This window comes from Arachnia rubra, assembly GCF_019973735.1.
GTDB lineage: Bacteria > Actinomycetota > Actinomycetes > Propionibacteriales > Propionibacteriaceae > Arachnia > Arachnia rubra.
Genome location: NZ_AP024463.1, coordinates 2,047,853 through 2,066,051, shown reverse-complemented (window position 1 = coordinate 2,066,051; position 18,199 = coordinate 2,047,853). Strand labels below are relative to the sequence as shown.

The 18,199-nt window shown below is 65.4% G+C and carries 13 protein-coding genes; 11 read left to right on the top strand and 2 right to left on the bottom strand.

The features are described 5' to 3' along the window. Positions 1 to 79: 79 nt before the first annotated feature. The gene (locus SK1NUM_RS09470) at positions 80 to 2,611 is read right to left on the bottom strand and encodes a DEAD/DEAH box helicase (RefSeq protein ID WP_212321467.1); all 2,532 of its coding nucleotides are present in this window, start codon (positions 2,609 to 2,611) and stop codon (positions 80 to 82) included. A gap of 127 nt (positions 2,612 to 2,738) precedes the next feature. Here SK1NUM_RS09470 and SK1NUM_RS09465 point away from each other — a divergent pair, with 127 nt between their 5' ends. From SK1NUM_RS09465 to sppA, 10 genes are all read left to right on the top strand, one after another. Further along, complete coding sequence (locus SK1NUM_RS09465) at positions 2,739 to 4,043, top strand: SWIM zinc finger family protein (RefSeq protein ID WP_212321465.1); 1,305 nt, start codon at positions 2,739 to 2,741, stop codon at positions 4,041 to 4,043. Then, complete coding sequence (locus tag SK1NUM_RS09460; RefSeq protein ID WP_212321462.1) at positions 4,031 to 5,491, top strand: DUF5691 domain-containing protein; 1,461 nt, start codon at positions 4,031 to 4,033, stop codon at positions 5,489 to 5,491. Before SK1NUM_RS09465 ends, SK1NUM_RS09460 begins: the two co-directional genes overlap by 13 nt. After that, complete coding sequence (locus SK1NUM_RS09455) at positions 5,488 to 6,573, top strand: AAA family ATPase (RefSeq protein ID WP_212321460.1); 1,086 nt, start codon at positions 5,488 to 5,490, stop codon at positions 6,571 to 6,573. The genes SK1NUM_RS09460 and SK1NUM_RS09455 overlap by 4 nt, the downstream gene beginning before the upstream one ends. Positions 6,574 to 6,586: 13 nt before the next feature. Beyond that, positions 6,587 to 8,725 (top strand): DUF5682 family protein, encoded by a 2,139-nt coding sequence (locus SK1NUM_RS09450; protein ID WP_212321458.1) that lies wholly within the window; start codon positions 6,587 to 6,589, stop codon positions 8,723 to 8,725. Further along, on the top strand, positions 8,722 to 9,870 hold the full coding sequence (locus tag SK1NUM_RS09445) for a VWA domain-containing protein (protein WP_212321456.1): 1,149 nt from the start codon (positions 8,722 to 8,724) through the stop codon (positions 9,868 to 9,870). Before SK1NUM_RS09450 ends, SK1NUM_RS09445 begins: the two co-directional genes overlap by 4 nt. 50 nt (positions 9,871 to 9,920) lie before the next feature. Next, positions 9,921 to 10,436 (top strand): GNAT family N-acetyltransferase, encoded by a 516-nt coding sequence (locus tag SK1NUM_RS09440; RefSeq protein ID WP_223927474.1) that lies wholly within the window; start codon positions 9,921 to 9,923, stop codon positions 10,434 to 10,436. A gap of 9 nt (positions 10,437 to 10,445) precedes the next feature. Then, on the top strand, positions 10,446 to 10,940 hold the full coding sequence (locus SK1NUM_RS09435; RefSeq protein WP_212321455.1) for a phosphoribosyltransferase: 495 nt from the start codon (positions 10,446 to 10,448) through the stop codon (positions 10,938 to 10,940). Positions 10,941 to 10,985: 45 nt separating this feature from the next. After that, positions 10,986 to 11,195 (top strand): hypothetical protein, encoded by a 210-nt coding sequence (locus SK1NUM_RS09430; protein ID WP_212321454.1) that lies wholly within the window; start codon positions 10,986 to 10,988, stop codon positions 11,193 to 11,195. Between the two features lie 87 nt (positions 11,196 to 11,282). Continuing rightward, a complete protein-coding gene (gene tkt / locus SK1NUM_RS09425) occupies positions 11,283 to 13,337 on the top strand; it encodes a transketolase (protein WP_212321453.1) in 2,055 nt (684 codons plus the stop codon). 67 nt (positions 13,338 to 13,404) lie between these two features. Continuing rightward, complete coding sequence (gene sppA, locus SK1NUM_RS09420) at positions 13,405 to 15,087, top strand: signal peptide peptidase SppA (RefSeq protein WP_212321452.1); 1,683 nt, start codon at positions 13,405 to 13,407, stop codon at positions 15,085 to 15,087. A gap of 10 nt (positions 15,088 to 15,097) precedes the next feature. Here the strand turns inward: sppA and SK1NUM_RS09415 are convergent, their stop codons facing one another. Further along, the gene (locus SK1NUM_RS09415; protein WP_212321451.1) at positions 15,098 to 16,321 is read right to left on the bottom strand and encodes an MFS transporter; all 1,224 of its coding nucleotides are present in this window, start codon (positions 16,319 to 16,321) and stop codon (positions 15,098 to 15,100) included. A gap of 95 nt (positions 16,322 to 16,416) precedes the next feature. Here SK1NUM_RS09415 and SK1NUM_RS09410 point away from each other — a divergent pair, with 95 nt between their 5' ends. After that, positions 16,417 to 18,153 carry a VanW family protein gene (locus SK1NUM_RS09410; RefSeq protein ID WP_212321450.1) on the top strand — a complete coding sequence of 579 codons (1,737 nt, stop codon included), beginning with the start codon at positions 16,417 to 16,419 and terminating at the stop codon, positions 18,151 to 18,153. Positions 18,154 to 18,199 lie beyond the last annotated feature (46 nt).

The following is an 18,199-nucleotide window of genomic DNA, read 5'->3' as shown; positions in this document are numbered from 1 at the left end:
GAAGTCTGGAACTGGCTGATAGCTGTCAGAACAAAATATGAAAGGACATGAGGCGTGTCCCCTGTGATGGGGACGCGCCTCAGCCGTCCAGGCGGCTGAAGTCCAGGGTTTTCAGCATCAACTCGCCAGCGGTGTCTGAGGCGTCCAGGTCCACCGTTGCGAAGATCGACCAGTCCCGGTTCCCCGCCGGGTCATCGATGATCTGCCGTACCTCCCACAGCCGTCCGCCTCGGTGCTCCTCCACAATGAAGAAAGCAGGGCCACGAGCATCCGCCCCGACGCCTATATCCTCGTGCTCGTCCCAGTAGTTGCCGAGGGCGTCATCCCAGCGTTGCCGGGTCATGGGATCGCCGCTGGTGAGGGCGGCCAGCGCATCCACGTCGTCATCGGCACACAACTCCACCCGCCGCCACATGGCGTTTCTCACCATCACCCTGAAGGCGCGCCCGTTGCCCGTCACTGGGCGGGCTGGCGGAGCGGCCTCAGCCCGCTGCTCCGCAGGCACCCCGGCCAGGGCTGCGAGTTCGTTCCACTCATCCAGCAGCGATGAGTCAACCAGCCGGGTGGTCTCGCCGAGCCAGGCGATCAGGTCCTCCAGATCGTCAGTGCGCAGGCCTTCCGGGATGCTTTGCCGCAGCGCCCGGTAGGCGTCGGTCAGGTAACGCAGCAGCAGTCCCTCGGTGCGCTGTAGCTTGTAATGGGCCACGTATTCGCCGAACGTCATGCCCTGCGAGTACATGTCCCGCACCACCGACTTGGGGCTCACGGGAGTTTCCGACAACCAGGGGTGCCTCACGGAGTATTCAATGTGCGCCCGCTCCAGCAGCTCTGCCAGAGGTTGCGGCCAGGTGACCTCCTCCAAGGCATCCATCCGCTCCTCGTAGTCCCACCCATCGGCCTTCATCTCGGCGACAGCCTGACCGCGTGCCTTGAACTGCTGGGCCAGCAGCAGCACCCGTGGATCCTCCAGCGTGGCCTCGATCACCGAGACCACGTCGAGGGCGTAGTCCGCGGAGGCCGGGTCGAGGGTCTCTATCACAGACAGCGCGAAGGCCGATAAGGGCTGGTTGAGGGCGAAGTCGCGTTGCAGGTCGACGTTCAGCTCGTACCGGCGGCCACCGGGGGTCGGATCGGGCAGCCGGGTGGCCACCTCGGCCCGCAGCAGTGAACGACCAAGCCCGACGGCCCTTCGCAGCATGGCCCGGCGGGCCTTCGGCTCCGGATGGGTGGAGTCGATGAGGCGCGTCACCGCGATGCTGGTCTCCTCGTTGCGCTGCAACAGGTTCAGCAGCAGGGCATGGCTGATCCTCATCCGTGCATGCAGCTGCTCCGGCACCGATTCGATCAGCTTGTTGAAGGTGGCCTCCGTGTAGTTCACGAAACCCTCCGGTGGCTTCTTCCGGCGCACCGAACGCAGTTTCTTCTCGTCCCCCTGGTGCCTGGCGAGGATCCGGGCGTTCTCCACCTCGTGTTCAGGTGCCTGGGCTACGACATAGCCGATGGGGTCGAAACCGGCCCGGCCAGCGCGCCCCGCGATCTGGTGGAACTCACGGCTGCGCAGTACGCGTTGCCGCCGGCCGTCGAACTTTGTCAGGGAACTGAACAATACGGTACGGATGGGGACGTTGATCCCCACCCCTAGGGTGTCGGTGCCGCAGATCACCGCCAGCAGTCCGCGCTGTGCCAGCTGCTCCACGAGCCGCCGGTAACGGGGCAGCATCCCCGCGTGATGAACGCCGATCCCGCCACGCAGCAGCTTCGACAATGTCGCCCCGAAACCACCGGCGAACGGGAAGCCTGCCAGCGCCTGTTTCAGCTCATCCGGGACCGCAGCTCCGTGCTTGCGCACCACTCCCTGGCTGAGCAGCGCCGCTGCCTGTTCGACAGCGGCCCCCTGGGTGGGATGGACGATGTAGACGGGAGCCTGATGTGTCTCGATGATCTCCGCGATGGTCTCGTGTACTGGTGCCAGGGACCAGCGATAGGTCAGAGGGACGGGGCGTGTTACCCCGCCGATCACGGCAGTCTCGCGTCCGGTGCGCCGGGTGAGGTCCTTCGCAAGACCTGTCACATCCCCCAGAGTCGCGGACATGATGACGAACTGCGCCTGGGGCAGCTCAACCAGCGGAACCTGCCATGCCCAGCCACGCTCTGGCTCGGCGAGGAAATGGAACTCGTCCATCACTACCTGACTGACTTTGGCGTCCCGGCCCTCACGCAGCGCCAGGTTTGCCAGGATCTCGGCGGTGCAGCAGATGATGGGGGCATCCGCATTGACGGAGGCGTCTCCGGTGACCATTCCGACATTTTCAGCTCCGAAGGCATCGCACAGGGCGAAGAATTTCTCGTTCACCAGGGCCTTGATCGGGGCGGTGTACCAGGTGCTGCGGCCCTCCGCGAGCGCCGCGAAGTGGGCGCCGAGCGCGATCAGTGATTTCCCGGAACCCGTCGGCGTGGTGATGATGGCGTTGTCGCCGGTGAGAATAGCCAGCAGCGACTCCTCCTGGTGCGGGTACAGCGAGATTCCCGAGTCCTCGACCCAGGTGGTGAAGATCTCCAGGAGAGAATCGGGGGAGGGGTCTTGGGGCAAGAGGTCGCTGAGATTAGTCATGGCGTTCTCAATTCTCCCATGCCCCATGCTTGGCATTGCCCGCGGCGAAGACGGTGAGTCCAACGGGGTTAACTACGGCAAATGCGGGTTCATCACGTGGTCCAGACGGCCACTATCCTCTGGCGTCATGCCTGAACTGTGGACAGTGGAGCGCATCGAGGCCGCTGCGCCTGACTCGTCGTCGGCAACCGCTGGACGCAAACTGGCGAAGCCAGGGCCCTGGTCTGACATCGGTTTCCAGGGCAATCTCCTGTGGGGTGCCTGCCAGGGGTCGGGCAAGACGCCGTACAGAGTCAGCATCGACACCGCCTCGCCCGCATACAAATGCTCCTGTCCTAGCCGCAAGTTCCCCTGCAAGCATGCCCTTGCCCTGTTGTTCCTGTGGGCGCAGGGCCAAGTATCCGAATCTGGTGAGATCGCTGGGTTCGCCTCGCAGTGGGCTGGAGCACGCGAGGCGAGGGCGGGCAGGAAGAAGACCGAGGCCCGAGAACGGACTGAGGAGCAGAAGGCCGCCGCTACCAAGCGTGCCGCACAGCGCGAGGAACGGGTCGCCAATGGTCTGACCGAGCTTGACCGCTTCCTGGCTGATCAGTTGAGACAAGGCCTTGCCACCCACGCCGGCGACCGCTCGAGACGACTGGAGCACATGGCGGCCCGCATGGTGGATGCACAGGCCCCGGGGATCGCATCGCGGCTGCGGGAACTCGCCACCGTGCCCTCGTCGGGAGACTGGCCCACCCAGGTGGTCGATGGATATGGTTCCCTCCATCTCCTAGCCGTGGCCTGGGCCGGCCGTGACAAGTTACCCAGCGGCCTTGCTGAGACCGTCCGCTCCCACATTGGATTCACCACCCGTGTCGAGGATGTGCTCATGACCCCCGGCGTCAGAGACCGCTGGGTGGTGCTGGGCATGCACGACGCCGACGAGGAGCAGGTCAGCGTGCGGCGGGTATGGCTATGGGGCCGGGAGACCGGCAGGCGTGCGCTCGTGCTGTTCTTCGCCCGGGGAGGCGATGGTTTCGACACCAGCCTCTATCCCGGAACCGAGATCGACGCAGACCTTCACTTCTACCCCGGCAGGCCACCGCTGCGTGCCGCGGTCGGATCCACATACGCTGAGTTGCCGCGCGTCAGCGGCTGGGAACTCGCTGGTGATGACGTCGCCACCGCCATCAGCCAGCTGCGCGACGCTGTCGCCGCCGATCCCTGGTGCGAGGCCTGGCCGGTCGCCATCCAGGGCTCACTGACCCGGGAGTCGGGGGGCTGCTGGCTGGTCTCTGAGCGGGCTGTTGCCCTGACAGGTACCCACACCGATCATTGGCGCATGCTGGCTGAGATCGGCACCACGCCGGTCACCGTTTTCGGTGAGCTCAGCGCGGATGGCTTGCGACCCATCGCCTACCTGCGGGAAGCGACGGTGTGTCCACTGTGAAACCCACCCAGCTCATAACCGCCGCGCTGGTCGGCAGCCCCGACCCGGCGCTCCTCGACCAGGCTGCCCGCCACGCAGCGCTGCGCCGGGCCACCGTCCGCACACGTGAGCTCCCAGCGCCGGCACCCGCTCCCGGGCAGGAACCGGACCAGCCTTCCAGCGCATTCGCGGCAACGGTCAGTATGGTCCTCGCCCGCCCGGCGGCGATGCGCGACCCGATCCTGGTGGAGGCCCTGGAACAGCTGGCCACCGCGGGCCTGGTGCTGCCGGTCAAGCTCCTCGTCCCGCTGCTGGTCGCCGCCGGATCCAGCCGTGACATCGCGGCAAGGCTTCCGGCGGTGCTGGGGCGCCGGGGTAGGTGGCTGGCTCAGCTCGACAGCGACTGGCTGCGCCACCAGGCCATCGCCGCTCCGGACCCACTCGACTGGGAGGAGGGAAGCCTGGCCGAGCGGATCGCATGGCTACGCCACCTGCGTGCGGCGGACCCGGCCGCGGGCCGCGAGCTCGTCCAGCAGGCCCGCAGCGAGAAGGCCGCTGACCGCGCGCAGTTTGTCGCTGCGCTTGAGGTCGGTCTCGGCCCCGGTGATGAGGAACTGCTTGAGGTATCGCTGCGAGACCGGTCCAAACAGGTGGGGCGTGCCGCCGCCGGGCTCCTCGCCCGGCTCGACGGATCGGCCTATCTCACCCGTGTGCTGGAGCTGGCCCGAGGCTGTTTCAGCCTGAGGGACAAGCCACGGAAAGGGCTGCTCAGCAGGCTCCGTGCGCCAGAGCAGGACATTCTCGCCGCTGCGCCGCCTGAGCAGGACCTGGTTGCTGGCTTCTACGCTGACGTCGCCGCCACGCAGGTCGTCAAAGGACCGGCCGGACGAGTGCAGCTTCTCGCCGCGATGATGCCGCCGCACCGCTGGGCCGAACTGGGGATCAGCGTCGCTGGTCTCGGAGCCGGCGTGCTCTGTGACGATGAACACATCGACGTGGCCCAGGCGTTGACCTGTGCCGCGATCCGCTGGGGCAACACGGAGGCTGCCCGTGTGCTGCTCACCAGGCACCTGGATCCAGCGCTTCTGCCGCTTCTGCCGGCCACAGAGCGCGACACCGTCCTGGTCAAGATCGTCCATGCCACCACTCCCAAAGAACTCCCCGGGCTCTGCTCCAGGCTGCTGGCGCAGCAAGGCCTGCGCCTGTCCCGCGAGGCCGCGGGCGTGATCCTGGACGGCATCTTCGCCCACGCGAAGACCAAGAACACAGTTCCCGAGGCCCCGGCCCGTCTCCTGGCGTTCGCGGCTGAACCCAGCGCTGCCTCCGGGCTGCTGCCTCGCCTCACGCTTCTTGGCCAGCAACCCGGCCTGTCCACGTTCAACCAGCGTATAGCGCGTGACGCCGCAGCTGCCCTGACGTTGCGCCAGGGCATCCACGAATCCATCAACCAGCCCGAGGAGACCCGATGACCGAGACTGTGCTTCGCCCACACGCCGAACAGGCCTTCGCGCATGAGCTCGATGCTTTGGCGAAGGCCGATGACAGGCCACGCCCGGTGAACTGGCGGCTTTCACCGTGGGCTGTGGTGCAGTACCTCATGGGCGCAACCCTGCCCGACGGCACTCAGATCACCCCGAAATACGTTGGAAACCAGAGGCTCATAGAGGTTGCGGTCGCAACTCTCGCCACTGACAGGGCGCTCCTGCTGCTGGGTGTCCCGGGTACCGCCAAGTCCTGGGTCTCCGAGCATCTGGCGGCCGCCATCTCCGGCGATTCCACGCTTCTCGTGCAGGGCACGGCAGGCACCGCGGAGGAGGCTGTGCGGTACGGCTGGAACTACGCTCGCCTGCTCGCGGAGGGGCCGTCGGAGGCGGCGCTGGTCGCGTCCCCGATCATGACGGCAATGGCTAGTGGTGCCATCGCTCGCGTTGAGGAGCTGACCCGGATGCCCTCCGACGTCCAGGACGGCATGATTACCACGCTCAGTGAGAAGACGCTGCCGGTTCCCGAGCTGGGTATGGAGGTGCAGGCCCGCGCTGGTTTCAACCTGATAGCCACCGCAAACGACCGAGACCGCGGCGTCAACGACCTGTCTAGCGCCCTGCGGCGGCGGTTCAACACGGTTGTGCTCCCGCTGCCCTCGAGTGCCGAGGAGGAGTTGAGGATCGTCACCAGGCGTGTCGCCGAGCTGGGACGTTCGTTGCAACTGCCTGAGGCCAGCGACGCCCTGACCGAGATCCGCCGTGTCGTGACGGTGTTCCGTGAGCTACGTCAAGGCCACACCGAGGACAACAAGACCTCACTGAAGACTCCCTCGGCGACGCTGAGCGCAGCAGAGGCGATCTCCGTGGTCACCAATGGCCTGGCGCTCGCAGCCCATTTCGGTGATGGCGTGCTGCGGGCTGAGGACGTCGCGGCCGGAATCGTCGGTGCCGTTGTGAAAGATCCCGTCGCTGACCAGGTGATCTGGCAGGAATACCTCCAGACGGTGGTGCGTGAGAGGTCCGGCTGGAAAGATTTCTACCGGGCCTGCCGCCACGTGACGCAGTGACTGAGGATCGTTCATGAGCGAGGTCAGGATCTATGGGGTCCGCCACCACGGGCCGGGATCGGCACGGTCGCTGCTTCGTGCCCTCGAGACTTTCGACCCCGGCGCGATCCTCATTGAAGGCCCGGCCGACGCTGATGCGATGGTGCCCTATGTGACGGACCTGGTGCCTCCCATCGCCCTGCTGGCCTGGGTGGCCGACGAGCCGTCGCGGGCTGCGTTCTGGCCGTTCGCTGCCTTCTCACCGGAATGGCAGGCGCTCAGCTGGGCGGTCAGGAACAGCCGCTCCGCCTCGTTCATCGACCTGCCCAGTTCGCTCAGCCTCGCCCGGGAACACCAGGAGCGGGCGATGGAGTCGGATCCGTTGCGGCTGCTCGCCGATGCGGCTGGCTACGACGACCCGGAACGCTGGTGGGAGGACCTCGTCGAGCAGCGTGACGAGGACGTCTTCGAAGTGATCGGCGAGGCGATGGCGGCCATCCGCGAGGGCGAGACCGCCGATGAGGAGAACCAGCTGCGTGAGGCCCACATGCGCAAGGCGTTGCGTGCGGCGAGACGCCGGTACGAAAAGATCGCGGTGGTGTGCGGTGCCTATCACGTGCCGGCGCTGGCGGCCAAGGTGACGGCCGCCGCGGACAATGCGCTGCTGAGACAACTGCCCAAGGTCAAGACGCAGGTCACCTGGGTGCCGTGGTCGCATGGCCGGCTCGCTGCCTCGTCAGGTTACGGCGCCGGTGTCCGGTCGCCTGGGTGGTACCACCATCTGTTCACCGCGTCAGACCATCCTGTCGAGAGGTGGCTGGCGCATGTCGGCGCCGTGCTGCGGGAACACGACCTGCCCACCTCGTCCGCCCACGTCATAGAAGGTGTCCGGCTCGCCGACTCCCTAGCCGTCCTACGTGGCCGCCCCATGCCGGGGCTATCCGAGGTCCAGGAAGCCACCCTGGCGGTGCTGTGCGAGGGCAACGGTCTTGCCCTCGACCTGGTCACCCGTGAGGCAATCATCGGTGAGCGCCTCGGTGCGGTGCCCGATCAAGTGCCCCGCACCCCGTTCGAGGCCGACCTGAACGCTACGGCCCGGCGGCTCCGACTCAAACAGGACGCCACCGAGCGGGAACTCGATCTCGACCTGCGCAAGGAGAGCGGCCTGGCCAGGTCCTGTTTCCTCAGACGGCTTCAGATTCTCGGTATCGGCTGGGGCAGGCCCATGGGCCAGTCCGGTACCGGCACGTTTCGCGAGCTCTGGCGCCTGTCCTGGGAACCGGAGCTCGCTGTCGCCGTTGTGGACGCCTCACGGTGGGGCAGCACCGTCGAGGCCGCAGCCGCGGCCCATCTACTGTCTGACACCAGCAATCTGGCGGGCGTCGCCCGGGGCGTGGACCGGGCGCTGACAGCCGATCTGCCCGCGGCGATGCCCGAGCTGCTGCGGCTCCTGGATGTCAGGGCTGCTGCCGAGACGGATGTCGCCAGGCTCCTAGAGGCCCTGCCAGAACTCGTGCAGGCCCACCGCTACGGCGATGTGCGGGGCACTGACACCGGCCGGCTGGGAGAAGTGGTTGAAGCGCTGCTTGGCAGGGCCTGCGCCGGCCTGCCTGTGGCGCTGAGCGGGCTCACTCCCGAGGAATCCGAGCGATGCCGGGGTTTGATAGACGAAGCCAACGCGGCCGTCGGGCTGCTGGGGGAGACAGCCCAGGAGCTGTGGCGCAATGCCCTGAGGGGCGCAGCTGACCGTCACGACCTGCCCGGCCTGCTCGCCGGACGACTCGTCAGGATCCTGTTCGATGCCGGCAGCCTGGATGCTGACGAGGTGCAGCAGCGGTTGTCGCTGGCCCTCTCGGGCGGCCATCCGGCGCGTGAACAGGCATCGTGGGCTGAGGGTGTCCTGTCGGGCAGCTCCCTGCTGCTGCTCCACTCGCCAGCGCTGCTGGAGGTGCTTGATTCCTGGGTCATGGGGCTCGCTGAGGAGCTGTTCACGGAGATACTTCCCGTGATCCGCCGGGCCTTCGGGGCATGGGACAAGCCTGAACGGCAGGCTCTTGCCGGGAAGGTGGCCAACCTCGGCGGTACCGGTCCGGTCGACGAGGAGGAACCTGATCTGGCTGAGATGACGGCTGTGCTCGTCACTGTCGACGCGATCTTGGAGGGAGCGCGATGAACGAGGAACGCAGCCGTCGCTGGCGGATGCTGCTTGGTTCCGGCCCGGAGGGGGCTGCAGATGGCCTGTCCACACAGGATGCTGCGATGGATGCCGCTCTGGCTGCTTTGTACGGCCACCGGCCGGAGGATCGGGGACGGCGTGGTGGCGGGCTCGGTGACTCGGCGCCACGGGTGGCGCGGTGGCTCGGTGACATCCGCCGCTATTTCCCATCACGGGTGGTGCAGGTGATGCAGGCCGACGCGATCGACCGGCTCGGTCTCAAACAATTACTGTTGGAGCCCGAGATGCTTGAGGCTGTGGAGGCCGACGTGCATCTTGTCGCCACTCTGGCCAGCCTCGGCCGGATCATGCCGCAGAAGGCAAAGGCCAGTGCCCGCGAGGTCGTGGGCCGGGTGGTCAGGCAGGTGGAGGAGAGACTGGCCGACAGAGTGCAGCAAGCGGTGAGAGGGGCACTGAACCGGGCCTCCCGCACTACCCGTCCCCGCCTGAATGACATCAACTGGTCACGGACGATAGCGGCGAACCTGGGCAACTATCTGCCGGAGCTGAAGACAGTCGTGCCCGAGCGTCTCATCGGATATGGCCGGAGACAGACCGGGTTCCAGCGGGAGATCGTGCTGGTCGTGGACCAGTCTGGTTCGATGGCGGCATCGGTCGTCTACGCCAGTATCTTCGCGGCCGTGCTGGCGTCTATCAAGACGGTCAAGACGCACCTGGTGGTCTATGACACGGCTGTCGCTGACCTCACAGAGCAGCTCAATGATCCTGTGGAGGTCATCTTCGGAACCCAGCTTGGCGGTGGAACCGACACCAGCAGGGCACTTGCCTATTGCGAGCAGCTGGTTCAGCGCCCCAGGGACACCGTCATGGTGCTGATCAGCGACCTCTACGACTCCCAGCCCAAGCAGATGCTGCGTCGCATTACCCAGTTCCAGCAGCAGGGGGTCACTGTGGTGGCCCTGCTGGCACTCGATGACAACGGAACCCCCAGTTATCACCACGAGGTCGCCAATACTCTGGCCACGATGGATGTCCCGGCTTTCGCCTGCACGCCCGACGCCTTCCCAGAGATGATTGCTCTTGCGATCAGCAAAGGTGACCTGGCGGGCTGGGCAGCTGCCGAGAAAGCCGCCGGAGCCTAGGAACATGGGCTAGGCCTGGAAGTGGCTTCTTGTGGGAGAAGATATGAAACATGCCACCTGTGATCCGTTCCGCCAGCTATGAGGACCTTCCCGCCATCGTCGAGATATACAACGAGGGTGGTGTCGCCACCACCGCCTCCTATGACGTCGAGCCCGTGACCCTCGAGGAACGTACGGCATGGTTTGAGCGCTTACGGAACCAGGGACATCCTGTCCTGGTGTTTGAGGACGAGGGCAGGGTGACCGGTTTCGCCAGTTACGGGCCCTTCCGCGACAAGGCGGCCTACGGGCAGACCGTCGAGCACTCCGTCTATGTCGCTGAGAACAGCCGGTCCAGGGGAGCAGGACGGTTGCTGCTGCGGACTTTGATCGACCACGCGCGCGGCAGTGGCGTCCATGTCATGGTTGGTGTCCTCGACGCTGGCAACATGGCCTCACGCGCCTTCCACCGGAGCCTCGGGTTCACCGAGTCGGCGGTGCTGCCCGAAGTCGGGCGGAAGTTCGGGCGCTGGCTTGATGTCGTGTTCGTCACCTACCGTTTCGATGGAATCAGCGCCGTTGAGTAGCATTCCGGCATGGCTTATCACGGCGACACCAGCGAGCACGAGGGCAAAGAGGTACTCACATGGGAGGGGCTCGGGGACGCCACCGACGACCTGGCCCGCCAAGTCCACGAGTCCTGCTTCGACCCCTCGGTGATTATTGCCATCGCCCGGGGCGGGATGGTCCCCGCAGGGTCGCTGACATACCGGCTCGGCGTAAAACTCACCGATGCGATCAACGTCGAGTTCTACACCGATGTTCACCAGACCCTTCCCGACCCGGTGCTGCTGGCGCCCATGCTGGACACCGAGTCGATCACCGGCCGGCGCATCCTCATTGTCGATGACGTCGTCGACTCAGGACGTACTCTCGCTCTGGTGGTCAAACTGCTGCGCGGGTTCGGGGCGGAGGTGCGCAGCGCCGTGTTGTATGCCAAACCGACCACTGTCGTCGAGCCGGACTTCTGCTGGAAGCACACTGACCGGTGGATCGTGTTCCCGTGGTCTGCGAAGCCACCGCTTGGGTGAGAGGCCCATAGATGCCGCTCAGCCAAGGCCAGTAGAATCCGGGCCATGGCTGAGATCCGCACCCACGATTCCGAAGGTGGTTCTGACCTCGGACGTCTCGTCCGGGAGGCGCTGGGGGAGACCATCCGTCCCGTTATGCCAGGCTCGGGCCCCAGCCCCACCCTGTCTGAGGATGATCCTGAGACTGACCAGGGAGCCTCATTGGCCGCGCTTCCCCAGTGGGCGGGGCTCTCCGTGGATGTCACCGATACCTGACCTGGTTCAGGTGCTTACGCTAACAACCAGATAGTGTGGGGCTAAGGGAGCATTTGCCCCATCTCCCAGGAGTTCAAAGGACGGAACATGACCCTCGACTGGACCGAACTGGATACCCGAGCCGTTGACACGGCCAGGATCCTCGCTGCCGATGCCGTGGAGAAGGTGGGCAACGGCCACCCCGGCACCCCGATCTCACTCGCGCCTGTGGCCTATCTGCTGTACCAGAAGGTCATGAATGTGGACCCGAAGGATGACAAGTGGCTCGGACGTGACCGTTTCATCCTGTCGCTCGGCCATGCCTCCCTCGCCCAGTACTGCCAGTTGTATCTCGCTGGCGCTGACATGGAGCTTGATGACCTGAAGTCGTTGCGGACCTGGGGATCCAAATGTCCGGGTCATCCTGAATACGGTCACACCCGGTTCATCGAGTGCACCACGGGCCCGCTCGGAGCAGGTGTCAGTAATGCTGTCGGCATGGCTATGGCTGCCCGCAGGGAGCGTGGCCTGCTCGATCCCGATGCGCCTGAGGGGGAGTCGGTCTTCGACCACTATGTCTACTGTCTCGTCGGCGACGGCTGTCTCCAGGAGGGCGTGGCCGCGGAGGCCTCGTCGCTGGCTGCCACGCAGGACCTCGGTAACCTGATCATGATCTACGACGCCAACCGGATTACCATCGAGGGTGACACCAACATCGCGTTCACCGAGGACGTGCTGGCCCGTTACGACGCGCTGGGCTGGCATACCCAGGAGGTCGACTGGACCAACGAGGGAACCCGCTATGAGGAGGACCTTGACGCTCTTCTCTCGGCGATCCGGGCGGCCAAGGCTGTCAAGGAAAAGCCGTCGATCATCAAGCTCAACACCATCATCGGCTGGCCGCTGCCCAGCAAGGCTGGCCATCACAACATTCATGGTTCCAAGATCGGCACTGAGGAGATCGCGGCCCTGAAGGAGAAGCTTGGCTTCCCCGCTGAGCCATTCGCCGTCGACGAGGAGGCGGTGGCTCATGCCCGGGCCAACGCCGCGTCCCGTGGCGAGGCGGCTCGTTCCGCCTGGAATGAGAAGTTCGAATCCTGGAAGGCCGCCAACCCGGAACGTGCCGCGTTGCTGGAGCGCGTACGCGCTCACAAGCTCCCGGCAGGCTTGAAGCTACCGGTCTTCGAGGAGGGCAAGATGTCCACCCGCAAGGCCTCGGGCGAGGTCCTCTCCGCGCTGGGTCCGCAGCTTCCAGAGCTGTGGGGTGGCTCCGCCGACCTGGCAGGCTCCAACAACACCACCATGAAGGGTGAGCCCAGCTTCCTTCCGGAGGCCCGGCAGGCCGACGACTGGCCGGGCAATCCCTATGGGCGCACCATCCACTTCGGGATTCGTGAACATGCGATGGGCGGCATCATCAACGGCATCGTCCTGTCCGGGCTCACTCGCGCCTACGGTGGCACCTTCATGGTGTTCGCCGACTATATGCGCCCCGCGGTGCGGCTGGCTGCCCTGATGAAGCTGCCTTCCATCTTCGTGTGGACGCACGACTCCGTCGGCGTGGGAGAGGACGGTCCCACGCATCAGCCCGTCGAGCACCTCGCTGCATTGCGGGCCATCCCCGGCCTGGACGTGGTACGCCCCGCGGATGCCAATGAGACCTCTGTGGCCTGGGGAGAGATCCTGCGCCGCACCGACCATCCCGCCGGCATCATCCTGTCCCGCCAGGATCTGCGCACCGTGGCTCGCGGAGACGAGTACGCCTCGGCCGAGGGCGTGGCCCGTGGGGCGTACGTGCTCAAGGACGCCTCGGAGAAACCGAAGCTGATCCTGATCGCCTCTGGTTCCGAGGTGGCGCTAGCCCTTGACGCTGCTGCGAGGCTGGAGGAAGAGGGCACCCCGACCCGCGTCGTCTCTATGCCCTGCATGGAGTGGTTCGACGAGCAGGATCCCAGCTACCGCGAGTCGGTGCTGCCGAAGGAGGTCAAGGCCAGGGTCTCGATCGAGGCAGGCATCGCGATGGGCTGGGGCAAGTATGTCGGCGACGCCGGAGCTAGCGTCAGCATTGAGCATTTCGGTGCCTCAGCCGCTGCGGCAAAGTGTTTCGAGGAGTTCGGGTTCACCGTCGACAATGTCATCAAGACAGCCCAGTCCGTGCTCTGAGAACACCGGGTTGAAGATATCCTGTGACGGGTAGGGGCGTTTGGCGGTCGCCGATAGACTCGCCTGCATGGTGTTCAAAACCCTGCTTGACAAGCTGTCCCCTGCCCGTCGCATCGTGCTTGAGCTCGATCTGGCACGTGGAGTCCTGGAGACTTTCCCAAGGAATCCATTGCAGATGCTGCAGGTGGTGGGGGCAACTGCTGTCAGCGATCTACGCGAACACCTGAAGGCAGCTACCGGGGATGAGCGTGTCGCAGGGCTGATTGTCCATGCGGTGAACTGCAACCAGCCCATGACGGTGATGGACGAGATCGCCCATCTGATTGAGGATTTCGGGACTGCCAAACCAACCATGGCCTGGGCCGAGTCGTTCGGTGAGTTCGGTAATTCGCTGGCCGCGTACAAACTCGCCACGGCCTGCCGCACGATCTGGCTTCAGCCCACCGGGGTGCTTGGCATCGGAGGCCTAGAGGTTGATATCACCCTGTTCCGGGGCCTGCTGGAGAAGGCCGGCATCGAGCCACAGTTCGGTCAGCGCCATGAGTACAAGACAGCGGCAGACCAGTTCTCGGCCGCAGAGGTTACTGAGGCCAACCGGGAGATGACTCACCGGCTGGCCCAGTCCATCGTGGATGACACTGTTGCGGTGATCGCCCGGCGCAGAGGCGTGGCACCTGAGAAGGTGTGGGAAGCCGTCAACGACTCCCCGGTGGTCCCGGAGCGCGCGAAGGAGCTCGGGCTCGTCGATGAGGTCGGCTACCGGGACGAGGCCTACACCTGGGCGCTCAACGAGTGGGATGCCAGGCCGGGGGATCTGCTCTACGCGTCTCGCTACCAGCCCCGACCCAACTTCACTGAGACGTTACGCTGGGACCGGCCGAAGGTCGCGATTGTGAGTCTGCGGGGTCCCATCGTGACTGGCCGGGGCAGTTCGGTGGGGCTCAACGGCCCCAGTGCTGGGGCTGATGTGGTCGACGAGCATCTCCGTGCTGCCCTGCGGGACGAACGCGTCAAGGCCGTCCTCTTCGAGGTGGACAGCCCCGGGGGATCGGCTGTCGCCTCCGATTTCATTCACCGTAGCATCGAGCGTCTGAGGGGCTCCGGACGTCCGGTGGTGGCCAGGATGGGCAAACTCGCTGCGTCAGGTGGGTACTACGTCGCGATGCCCTGCAATGAGATCGTCGCCTATCCCACCACCCTGACAGGGTCCATCGGAGTGCTCGCAGGCAAGTTCGTTACCCGGGAGCTGTACGAGAAGCTGGGGTTGAAGCGCGAGCCCATCCGGATCGGTGCGGTTGCTGGCCTGCTCAGCTCGGCCACGGAGTTCTCCCCGGAGGACTGGGAGCGCCTGGGTGCGGAACTCGATCGCATCTATCAGCAGTTCACCAGCCTGGCCGCACAGGATCGCGGCATGGACTATGACCACCTCGAGTCCCTCGCCAAGGGCAGGGTGTGGACAGGAGCTGACGCGTGTGAACGTGGCTTGGTTGATCACGTCGGTGACTGGGGGCTCGCGTGGCGCCGCGCCTGTGCCCTGGCGGACATCGACCCCCAAGAGGCGGCCCCGGTCCGGATCGGCACCGCATCGGTCCTGGACCAGATCATTCCGGCTCGCTCCAGTGAGCACCGCGCCGAGTCGGCGCGGATGGCTATCCCGACTGCCGACGACCTGTTGATGCGCGCCGCCGAGCTGATCGGGTTCCCGGTCTATGGCGCGCTGAGCCTGCCCTTCCGCCTGGAGGTGCGCTGAGCCTCCATGATCAGCGGGAGTTCTCCTGCTGAGGGGATTCCAGGAAAGAACGGTCCAAAGACCTCGGGATCAGCGAGGCGGTGAGGCTGCCGAGCAGGAGCAGCGTCCCGCCGACGGCGAAACCGACTGCATAGTTCGTCGCATCGACCAGGGCCCCGACGGCAGTTGGACCGATGATCGCTCCCAGGTCGACGATCATCGAGTAGGTGGCGACGGGCGTTCCGCCGCGGCCCTCAGCGACGTCGCCGACTGCCGCAGCAGGAGCGGTTCCCTGCATGGCCGCGCCTACCCCATAGACGCACAGCAACGCGATGAGCATCCAGATGCCTGGCGCGAAAGGCATGGCTATGGCGGATAACCCACACACCAGGCCGCCCGCGACCATCACCGGCTTGCGGCCTATCCGGTCAGTCGCCAATCCGGCCGGCGTCAACGCGGCGGCCTGGGACACCGCCGCCATGGCGAAAGCCATCCCAGACCAGCCGGTTTCCAAGGCATAGACCTCGGTGATGATCACCGGGACCAGCGCGGCCCGCACCCCAATCGACTGCCAGCCTTGCGCGAAGCCAAGCAGGCAGGCAGCGCGGTAGCGAATGTCGCTGACTGCCCTTCGCAACGTCGGTGGATTCTTCGCCGCCGCTGGGAGAGGCTCGCTGCGGGCAGGCAGCAGCAGGAAGGCCACCAGCCCGGCCACCAGGAGCATCACCGAGTAGAAATAGAAAGGGGCCTGCAGCGAAACCGAGCCCAGCAGGCCGCCGATCGCCGGGCCCGCCATGTTGCCGAGCAGGAAACCGCCTTGGCTCAGGCCGGAGGCGCGGCCGCGCAGATGCTGGGGAGTTGTGGAGATCAGCAGATTCAAAGAGGCGACGGTGAACATCGCGGAGCCGGTGCCACCCAGGGCCCGCGCCGTTATCATCCACCACAGGCTGGGAGACAGGGCCACCCCGAAAGTCGTCACGGCGACAATCACCATGCCCAGCGTGATGGCGTTGCGTTCTCCCATGAACCGCCCGAGGCGAGTCACGAACGGGCTGCTGACGAGCCGCATCAGCGCGAACATCGAGACCACCAGACCCAGCTGGAAGTTATCCGCTCCGAAGGTGCGTGCGAAGGGGCTCAGGACCGGGATCACCACCCCGAACCCCACTGCTACGAGAAAGGCTGTGATCGCCAGCACCCAGGCGGTGCGCGGGAGTCCCGCAGCCCTGAAACGTGCCACGAATCCCATGCTCATCTCCCTCCTGCGGCCCACCGGCCAACATGACAGCCTACTCGCGTACCATAGTGCGGGCTTGTGCCCATGGAATCGGCGAAAGAAAAGGACCGGACTTGACCACTAAGAAACCCACCTCACGCCGTAGGAGATGGCTGATCGGCAGCGGCATAGGGCTTGTCGTGCTGCTGGGTGGTGCCTACACCGCAGCCTATTTCCTGGCAGGCGACAAGGTGCCAACAAACACCAGAGTCGAGGGGGTAGCGATCGGGGGACTGCATCCCTTAGAGGCCGAGGAGCGGTTGCGCACCGAGTTGGGACCACGCTATGAGGCCGCCATGACCGTCTCGGACGGCCGGGGGCATTCCATCAGCCTGACTCCCCTGGATAGCGGGCTCAGCGTCGACTACGCGGGGGCGGTCAAGGCTGCTGGGGGAGCGACGCTGAACCCGATCGATGTTTTCAAGACCCTGCTTGGGGGCGGAGACACGGAACTGCCTAAGAGGGTCGACGCCGAGAGGCTGTCCGAGGCGCTCAACGCACAGGCCCCAGCATTTGCCGTGGAAGGGGTCGACGCCACCCTCAGTTTCACGGATGGCGCGATTTCCCGCACCGAGTCGACTGACTCGGCAGCCCTTGATGTCGACGCCACCAAGGCGTCGGTCACCGATGCCATGAAGTCGGGCACGCACGAGGCCTCGGCCACCGTCAAGGTGCAACCACCTGCCGTGACCTCGGCCATGGTCGATGAGGCCGTCAACAACTTTGCCACCCCAGCCTTGTCTGGCCCGGTCACGGTGAACGCCGGTGACAAGAGCTTCCAGGTGACTCCTGAACAGATCGCAGCGGTCACCACTTTCGCCGCCGAGGACGGGAAACTGGTCCCACACCTCGACCCCGACAAACTCCTCGAAGCCACCGCCGAGGCCCGCACCCGCCTCGGCCTGACAACAGGCAAGAACGCCGGCTACATCCTCAAGGACAACGCCATCCAGGTGGTGCCGGCCGAGGGCGGCCAGCAGGTGGATGCGAAGGGCATGGCCGAGGGGGTGGCCAAGGCCGCGGTTTTGAGTGGTGACGCCCGTGCCACCAGCGTGGACTTGATCGAGGGCGCTGCCGAGTTCTCCACCGAGAAGGCGGAATCCCTCAAACCCACCCAGGTGATCGGTGAGTTCACGACGTCCTTCCCGCACGCCGACTATCGCAACAAGAACCTGGGCCGTGCCGCTGAGCTGATCAACGGCAAAGTGCTCCTGCCCGGGGAGGTGTTCAGCCTCAACGACACCCTGGGGCCCCGCACTCCGGACAACGGCTTCACCGACGGGTACGTGATCAACGGCGGCCTACTGGTCAAGGAGTCTGGTGGCGGGATCTCACAGGCAGCGACCACCATGTACAACGCAGGCTTCTTTGCGGGCTATGAGGACGTCGAGCACCGGCCTCACACCTTGTACTTCGAGCGCTACCCCGCGGGTCGCGAGGCCACCATCTACTACGGCAGTTTCGACATGAAGTTCAGGAACAACACCGAGTATCCGGCCTACATCCAGGGCTCCCTGACCCCCTCGACCGCGAGTAGCAAGGGAAGCCTCACCTTCCGGATCTGGTCACGCCCGACGTGGGACAAGGTGGAGTCAACCGAGCCTGAGAAATCCAACTACCACTCAGGTAGCGAACGCGTGGTCGACACCCCAAATTGTGAGCCTCAGGACCCTATTCAGGGCTTTACCGCCACCTGGAAGCGGCTGTTCTACAAGAATGGTGAGGTAGCCAAGACCGAAGATTATTCGTGGACCTATTCGGCCGGTGACCGGGTCACCTGCACTGCTGCGGGTTCTCCGGGCGGGAATTGACTCCGGTGCTTCGCGCTAAGCTTTGCGCGGAAGAACCAGAAGGAGT